The 7,756-nt window shown below is 59.5% G+C and carries 7 protein-coding genes; all 7 read left to right on the forward strand.

Features of this window, described 5'->3' with window-relative positions:
• Positions 1 to 55 precede the first annotated feature (55 nt).
• Positions 56 to 820, forward strand: coding sequence for a flagellar basal body rod protein FlgF (locus OP495_RS12025; protein ID WP_280569502.1), 765 nt, complete (start codon positions 56 to 58; stop codon positions 818 to 820).
• Positions 821 to 875: 55 nt separating this feature from the next.
• Complete coding sequence (gene flgG / locus OP495_RS12030) at positions 876 to 1,658, forward strand: flagellar basal-body rod protein FlgG (RefSeq protein ID WP_280562069.1); 783 nt, start codon at positions 876 to 878, stop codon at positions 1,656 to 1,658.
• A gap of 86 nt (positions 1,659 to 1,744) precedes the next feature.
• Positions 1,745 to 2,431: a flagellar basal body L-ring protein FlgH gene (locus OP495_RS12035; RefSeq protein ID WP_280562377.1), complete on the forward strand. Its 687-nt coding sequence runs from the start codon at positions 1,745 to 1,747 to the stop codon at positions 2,429 to 2,431.
• Between the two features lie 34 nt (positions 2,432 to 2,465).
• Positions 2,466 to 3,575 carry a flagellar basal body P-ring protein FlgI gene (locus tag OP495_RS12040; protein ID WP_280562067.1) on the forward strand — a complete coding sequence of 370 codons (1,110 nt, stop codon included), beginning with the start codon at positions 2,466 to 2,468 and terminating at the stop codon, positions 3,573 to 3,575.
• Complete coding sequence (gene flgJ / locus OP495_RS12045; RefSeq protein WP_280569503.1) at positions 3,575 to 4,699, forward strand: flagellar assembly peptidoglycan hydrolase FlgJ; 1,125 nt, start codon at positions 3,575 to 3,577, stop codon at positions 4,697 to 4,699. Before OP495_RS12040 ends, flgJ begins: the two co-directional genes overlap by 1 nt.
• Positions 4,700 to 4,820: 121 nt before the next feature.
• The gene (gene flgK / locus OP495_RS12050) at positions 4,821 to 6,443 is read left to right on the forward strand and encodes a flagellar hook-associated protein FlgK (protein ID WP_280569506.1); all 1,623 of its coding nucleotides are present in this window, start codon (positions 4,821 to 4,823) and stop codon (positions 6,441 to 6,443) included.
• A 95-nt stretch (positions 6,444 to 6,538) separates the two neighbouring features.
• A partial coding sequence (gene flgL / locus OP495_RS12055) for a flagellar hook-associated protein FlgL (protein ID WP_280569508.1) occupies positions 6,539 to 7,756 on the forward strand: 1,218 nt, incomplete at its 3' end.

Genomic DNA, 7,756 nt, shown 5'->3' on the forward strand with positions numbered 1-7,756 from the left:
CCGGCCGGCCGTTTTGGCCGGCTTCATTCGTTGTGAGTCGAGCAGGACGATCAGCATGGATCGGATTATCTATACCGCCGGTAGCGGCGCCAGCCAATCGATGAATCAGCAGGCAGTGGTCAGTCACAATCTGTCCAACGTCTCGACACCGGGGTTTCGCGCTGAACTCGATGCGATGCGCGCGGTGCCGGTGGAAGGTGACGGCCGCCTGGCAACACGTTCCACGGTGGCGGCGACGACCCCGGGTACCGACTTCTCGCCGGGTACCATGAACGCGACAGGGCGGCGCCTGGATGTCGCGATGCAAGACGATGCCTTCCTTGCGATTCAGGATCCGCAAGGTGGCGAGGCCTATACCAAGCGTGGCGATCTGCAGGTCAATGCGGATGGCATGTTGACCGTTAAGGGCGAGCCCGTCATGGGCGATAACAACGCCCCGGTCGTGGTGCCGCCGGATGCGGATTTCTCGATTGGCTCGGATGGTTCGATCAGTGTCATCGAGGCCGGGGCCAATCCCGATGAAATCGCGCAGGTGGGGCGTTTGAAGCTGGTTACGCCGGATCAGCAGGCATTGACGCGTGGCGACGATGGCTGGTTTCGCCTGCCGCCGGGTGAGGATGCCGAGATAGCAGCACCGCAACCCCAGGACGAGGATGCGCGTCTGCAATCCGGCGTACTGGAAGGCAGTAACGTCAGCGCCACCGATGCCATGGTTTCCATGATCGATGGCGCGCGTCGCTACGATATGCAGATGAAGGTGATCGAAAGCGCCGACCAGAACGCGCAACGCGCCAATAGCTTGTTGTCGATTCAAGCCTAATCGCGCCCACGAATTTCCGGCATCGCTCCGCGGTGCCCTCTAACAGGTAAGAGTCATGATTAGATCGCTGTGGACGGCCAAGACGGGGCTTGAATCCCAACAGGTCAAGCTCGATGTCATTTCCAACAATCTGGCGAACGTTTCGACCAATGGCTTCAAGCGTTCGCGGCCCGTGTTCGAGGACCTGCTCTATCAGAACGTGCGTCAGCCCGGTGCGCAGGCCTCAGCGGTGGATACGCTGCCTTCCGGCTTGCAGGTAGGTACCGGGGTGCGCCCGGTTGCCACCGAGCGTTTGCATACCCAGGGCGGCTTGCAGAACACCGATAACTCCAAGGATATGGCTATCAATGGCGATGGCTTCTTCGCGGTGCAGATGCCTGACGGTAGCTCGGCGTATACCCGTGACGGCAGCTTCCAGATCGATGAGAACGGTCAGATGGTCACTGCGGGGGGCTATCCGCTGGAGCCGCCCATTGTGATCCCGGAAAACGCGCTGTCGGTGTCGGTTTCCCAAGATGGCGTGGTGTCCGTGACGCAGCCCGGCGACACCGGCACGCAGGAAGTCGGCCAGCTCATGGTGTCCAAGTTCATCAACCCTGCCGGCTTGGAGAGCATGGGCGAGAACCTCTATCAGGAAACCGATGCCTCCGGTCCCCGCAATGAGTTGATTCCGGGCATGGAAGGTGCTGGGCGGTTGTATCAAGGCTACGTCGAGACCTCCAACGTCAACGTGGTGGAGGAGATGGTCAGCATGATCGAGACCCAGCGTGCCTATGAAATCAACAGCAAGGCGGTGGAAACGTCCGATCAGATGCTGTCGCGCCTGACGCAGCTGTGAGGAGTCGCGTCGTGAAAGGGGTGGACGTGGAAAGAGGGATGAGCGTAACCGACGACGATAGGCCGCGCTCGGTGATGGGCGGATTCATGGCTGGCCGCGACGGGCTTGGCATCTTGGCGCGGGGGCTATGTCTGCTCGTGCTATTGATGATGAGTGGCTGCGCACAGTTGCCGCATGAGTCGGTGGTGCCGGATACCGGGCCGGTGAGCTATCCCGAGGCGCCAATGTCGCAGCCCAATGGGGCGATTTATCAGGCGCGCTACGGATATCAGCCGCTCTTTCAGGATCGGCGTCCGCGTCAGCTCGGCGACATCATCACGATCACGATCAACGAAGATGTCAGTGCCAGCAAGGATTCCTCGGCCAATGCCAACCGTGAGGGCAGCATGGGGCTGGATCTGGAGACGATCCCTGACCTGATGAGCTTTCTCGAGGACAACGGCCTGGATGTCTCTGGCGAAAACGATTTCGAAGGCAGCGGTGGCGCGAGTGCCAGTAATACGTTCACCGGCACCTTGACGGCGACGGTGGTGGATATTCGGCCCAACGGCAATCTAAGCATTCGTGGGGAAAAGCGTATCGCCATCAATCAGGGCACCGAGTACATCCGTTTCTCCGGGGTCGTCGATCCACGTTCGGTGACGACGCAGAACACCGTGCCTTCTGGGCAGGTAGCCGATGCACGTATCGAATACGTGGGTGATGGTTATATCAACGAGGCGCAGCATATGGGTTGGCTCCAGCGTCTCTGGCTGAATATTGCGCCTTTCTGATAAGTGCGCCTTTCTGATGAGGATGAGATACGCCATGAGAAGTTTGCTGCGCTGGATGGGCGTGCTGCTGTTGTGCGGGGTCTGCGCCGCTCCCGCGCAGGCCGAACGCATTCGTGACCTGGCGAGCTTTGCCGGGGTCCGCGAGAACCAGCTAGTGGGCTACGGCTTGGTCGTGGGCTTGGATGGCACGGGCGATCAGACGACGCAGACGCCGTTTACGGGTCAGACGTTGATCAACATGCTCTCGCAGTTGGGCGTGAGCGTTCCCGAAGGTACCAATATGCAGCTGCGCAACGTAGCCGCCGTCATGGTGACGGCGCAGATGCCTCCCTTCGCGCGTCAGGGCCAGGACATGGATATCACCGTTTCCTCGATGGGGAACGCCGACAGCCTGCGTGGCGGCACGCTACTGATGACGCCGCTGCGCGGGGTGGATGGCAACGTATACGCGATGGCACAGGGCAATTTGCTAGTCGGTGGTGTGGGTGCCCAGCAGGCCGGCAACAGTGTTCAGGTCAATCACACGGCGGCCGGGCGGATCCCCGGTGGGGCCACGGTCGAGCAGGAAGTGGCCCTGCGCCTGGGGCACGGCGACGGCACGCTGGATCTTTACCTCAATGAGTCCGACTTCACCACGGCGCAGCGTGTGGTCGAGGCCATCAATCAGGAGTTCGGTACGCCCGTGGCAGCGGCGATGGACGGTCGCTTGATTCGCTTGAAATCGCCCAGTGACAGCAACTCGCGGGTCAATTTCATGGCGCGTATCCAGAACCTGGATGTCACGCCCAACCAAGGCCCGGCCAAGGTCATCGTCAATTCGCGTACCGGTTCGGTGGTCCTCAATCGTGAGGTGACTCTGGATCGCGCGGCGGTGGCGCACGGCAATCTCTCGGTGACCATCGATTCGACTCCTCAGGTCAGTCAGCCCAATCCTCTGAGCGAGGGCGATACCGCGGTGGTGCCGGATGCGGATATTTCCATCCAACAGGAAGGCGGGGCGCTGCAAATGGTCAATACCAGCGCCGATCTCATGGATGTCGTTAACGCGCTCAATGCGCTGGGCGCTTCACCCCAGGACTTGATGTCGATTCTGCAGGCGCTGAAGTCCGCAGGCGCGCTCAATGCGGAACTGGAGATCATTTGATGAGTGTCGATGGGCTCAGCAATCAGTTCGCACTCGATGTGCAGTCGTTGTCGCGGCTCAAGCATACGGCGAGTCAATCGCCCGAGAAGGGGCTCTCCCAAGCGGCGGATCAGTTTGAGGCCGTGTTCCTGCAGATGATGCTTAAGAGCATGCGAGATGCGATTCCACAGTCCGATCTGCTCAACAGCAATGCGACCGATACCTATACGTCGATGCTCGACAAGCAATGGGCACAAAAGCTCTCGGGTGATATCGGGCTCTCGGACATGCTGGTCGAGCAGTTGCAGGGTAGAGGCATTGTCGGCCGCGATGACGCCGTGACGCGCAGCGATCTGATTGCCGGTATCCCGCGTGGTACGCCACGTGTGTTGAGCGATCCTGTAGTTCCCAAAGATACAGCTCCCAAAGATACAGTTTCCAAGGATACAGTCACCAAGGATGACGCTGCGATGCAGGCATCCGGTGCCTCGTCTGCAGGGTCGGCGACGCCGGATGCGGCGGACAATCGCGCGACACGACCATCGGTGGCGGAGGCCGATACGGGTGAGACACGTGCGGCGCCGCATGTCGAAGAATTCTTGTCGCGCTTGCGTGAGCCTGCCGAGGCGGCTGCCCAGGATAGCGGTGTACCCGCGTCATTGATCCTGGCGCAAGCGGCATTGGAAACCGGTTGGGGCGAGCGCGAGATCCCCACCCGCGATGGCGGCAATAGCCATAACCTCTTCGGTATCAAGGCCAGCGATGGCTGGGACGGTGACGCCACGAGCATCATGACCACGGAGTATGTCGATGGACGTGCCCGCCAGCAAAGCGATGACTTCCGTGTTTACGACTCCTTTGAGGCCGCCTTCAAGGACTACGCACACTTGATCGGTGATGATCCGCGTTATGCCGATGTGGTCACGGCATCGACAGCGCAGAATGCGGCGCGTGCCTTGCAATCCGGCGGTTATGCTACCGACCCGAATTATGCCGATAAGGTGATCGAGGTCATGGATCAGATCGATGATGGCCTCGAAAGCGGTCCGGCGCTGGCCAGTGCCAGCGAGCGCTCCGGGACGGGTGAAGCGGCTGACGATGCCGACCCCTATGGTATGTCGCGTATGCCCACGGGTATTTTCTGAGCGGTCGCATGGATTTTTCCTCAAGCCCTGCGCGGACTTGCCGATATAACAAGTAACCCTTATTCGTCGTACCGGCCACCTTTCCTATAGCGTCCGGTGCCCCTAGCCAGGAAAACGTGTCATGAGCATTTTCTCGATTGGCCAGAGTGGCCTCAATGCGGCCCAGGCAGCGTTGTCGACCACCAGTAACAACCTGAGCAATGTCAACACCGAAGGCTATAACCGTCAGTTGCCGATTCTCGGGGAAAGTTACAGTAATGGCTCGACAGGCACAGGGGTCTCGGTCGACGAGGTGCAGCGCCAGTTCAACAGCTACGTCACCGAGCAGTACAACGACGCCAATAGCCAGACAAGTGCTCTGGAAAGCTATCAAAGTCAGGTTTCGCAGATCGATAACCTGCTGGCCGATAGTGAAGCGGGGCTAGCGCCCCTGATGCAGGACTTCTTCTCCAGCCTGGACGATCTCTCCGGCGCAGCATCCGATCCCGCCGCTCGCGAAGGAGTGCTGGGTTCGGCGTCGTCCATGGCGGCGCAGTTTCGGTCGTTCGACTCCTACCTGGGCGACATGCGCAGCAGCCTCAATGGGCAGCTCGAAGGGGCAGTGACGGACATCAACAACACCGCCACGCAGATTGCCTCGCTCAATGATCAGATCACCCAGGCGCGTGCCAAGTCCGGCGAAGAGCCTAATACGCTACTCGACAAGCGCGACAAGCTGGTGTCCGATCTCAATGAATTGGTGGGCGCGGACCTGAACGTCCAGGATGGCGATACTTACAACATCAATCTGGAAAATGGCCAGCCGCTGGTCTCGGGCACGAAAAGCCATGATCTCGAAGCGGTGTCCTCCAGCGAAGATCCATCGCGTACGGTGATCGGTTATCGAGACGCGGGGGGCAACGTCAATCAGATCGATGAGAGCGCTTTCGAGAACGGCGAGCTGGGTGGCTTGCTGTCGTTCCGCAGTGAAACGCTGGACAGCGTACAGAACCAGCTCGGCCGCATGACGGCGGTGCTGGGGTCGGAGTTCAATGCCATCCACGAAAATGGCAAGGATCTCAACGGTGACGATGGCGAGGCCTTCTTCAATATTGGCTCGCCGCGCGTGATGAGCAATAGCGAGAATGACGGCAATGGTGAGGTCACTGCCGAATACAGCGATGTCAGCGAGCTGACTTCGAGCGATTACCGTATTACTGCCACCGGAGGTGAAGAGTACGAGGCCGAGCGGCTTTCCGATGGCAAGACCACCACCTTGAGCCCAGATGATGACGGTAAGGCGTCGGTGGATGGCGTTTCCTTGACGTTCTCAGGTGACGTCCAAGAAGGCGATAGCTTTATGCTGCAGCCCACGCGCACTGCGTCGCAGGACTTCGAAGTGGCGATCAGCGAGGGCTCGGAGATTGCCGCTGCGAGTAGTGAAGGCGGTAGCGGTAACAATGAAAACGCTCTGTCGCTGCTCGACTTGCAGAGCGAGAAAATCGTCGGCGGAACATCGTCGGTCAGCGACGCTTACGCCTCCCTGGTCAATGACGTGGGTAATACCACCAACATCACGCAGGTCAACCTGGACGCGCAATCGGGACTCACCGAGCAACTGCGCGAGTATCAGCAGTCCGAGTCGGGCGTGAACCTGGATGAAGAGTACGCCAACCTGGTCCGTTATCAGCAGTATTACCAGGCCAATGCACGGGTCATCGATGTGGGGTCGAGCGTCCTCGATTCGGTTCTGCAGTTGCGTTGATGTCGCTGATCGAGCGACGCAGTGATTTTGTGGGTTTCGTTCCCGAATACAATACGGCGCTGGATGAACTCAGCGTGGTGACGAGGTAAGCAAACATGCGTATCAGCACCGTGACGATGTACGAGCAGGGCGTTTCGGCGATGAACCGCCAGCAGGCCGATTTCACGGAGGTCGGTCAGCAGATCGCTTCCGGTAAGCGTGTGGTGAATCCTTCCGATGATCCGCGTGCCGCCTCGCGCGCGGTAGGCGTGTCGCAGTCTTTGGCTGTCAACGCGCAGCAGGAAAGTAGCCGTACGACCGCGCGGAATTCTCTGAGTCAGGAAGAAAGCGTCCTCGACAGCGTCAGCGATGCCATCGGCTCGGCCAAGTCCATGGTCGTGCAAGCCGGTAACGGTACCTTGAGCGATGCCGACCGTGAGTCGCTGGCGTCCGATCTCGAGGGCACCTATGAAACGTTGGTCGGGCTGGGTAATACCACCGATGGCAATGGCACCTACTTGTTCAGCGGTTACCAGGACGATGCCAAAGCCTTCTCGCGCGGCGATCCCGACAATGGTGGTGTCGATACAATCAGTTATGAAGGCGATCAGGGCGTCAAGCAGCAGAAGATCGATGCCGAACGCTCGATGAAGACCAGCGATACGGGTTCCGATGTATTCATGAAATTCTCGTCGGGTAGCGAGTATATCGCCGAAGCCGGCGAGGGGAATACGGGGAGTATGACGTTCTCAGGGCCTGATGTCCGTGATGCCGATGATCCCGCGAATGGTGAAAGCTTCGACATCACTTTCAATGGTGATGGCACCTACGATATCGCAGGTTCCGGTACTGAATTTACCGATCAGAACAATGTGGCATACACCGAAGGCGAGACCATCGAATTCGGTGGCATGGCGCTGACGCTGGAAGGCGAGCCGGCAGACGGCGATTCCTTGAGCGTCACGCCGGGTGGCGATATGAATGAGGAGCAGGCCAGCCTGTTCAAGACCCTCGGCGATACCATCAATGCCCTGCGTCAGCCCGTCGAAACCGATGCCGATCAGGCCGCGCTGGACAACACCCTGTCTACCGCGAGCCGCAAGTTGGATGCCTCGCTGGATAACGTGCTGACCACCCGGGCCTCGGTCGGCGCACGCATGAATGAGCTTGACGCCCTGGACGATGTCGGCGGTAACCGCGAGATTGCTTACGAGCAGACGCGCTCCGATCTGGTCGATCTGGATTACAACTCGGCAATCTCGGATTACATGCTGAGTAAAGTCGGGCTCCAGGCATCACAGAAATCGTTTGCCGATATCCAGCAGATGTCCCTG

It is taken from the genome of Chromohalobacter sp. 296-RDG (assembly GCF_029889885.1).
GTDB lineage: Bacteria > Pseudomonadota > Gammaproteobacteria > Pseudomonadales > Halomonadaceae > Chromohalobacter.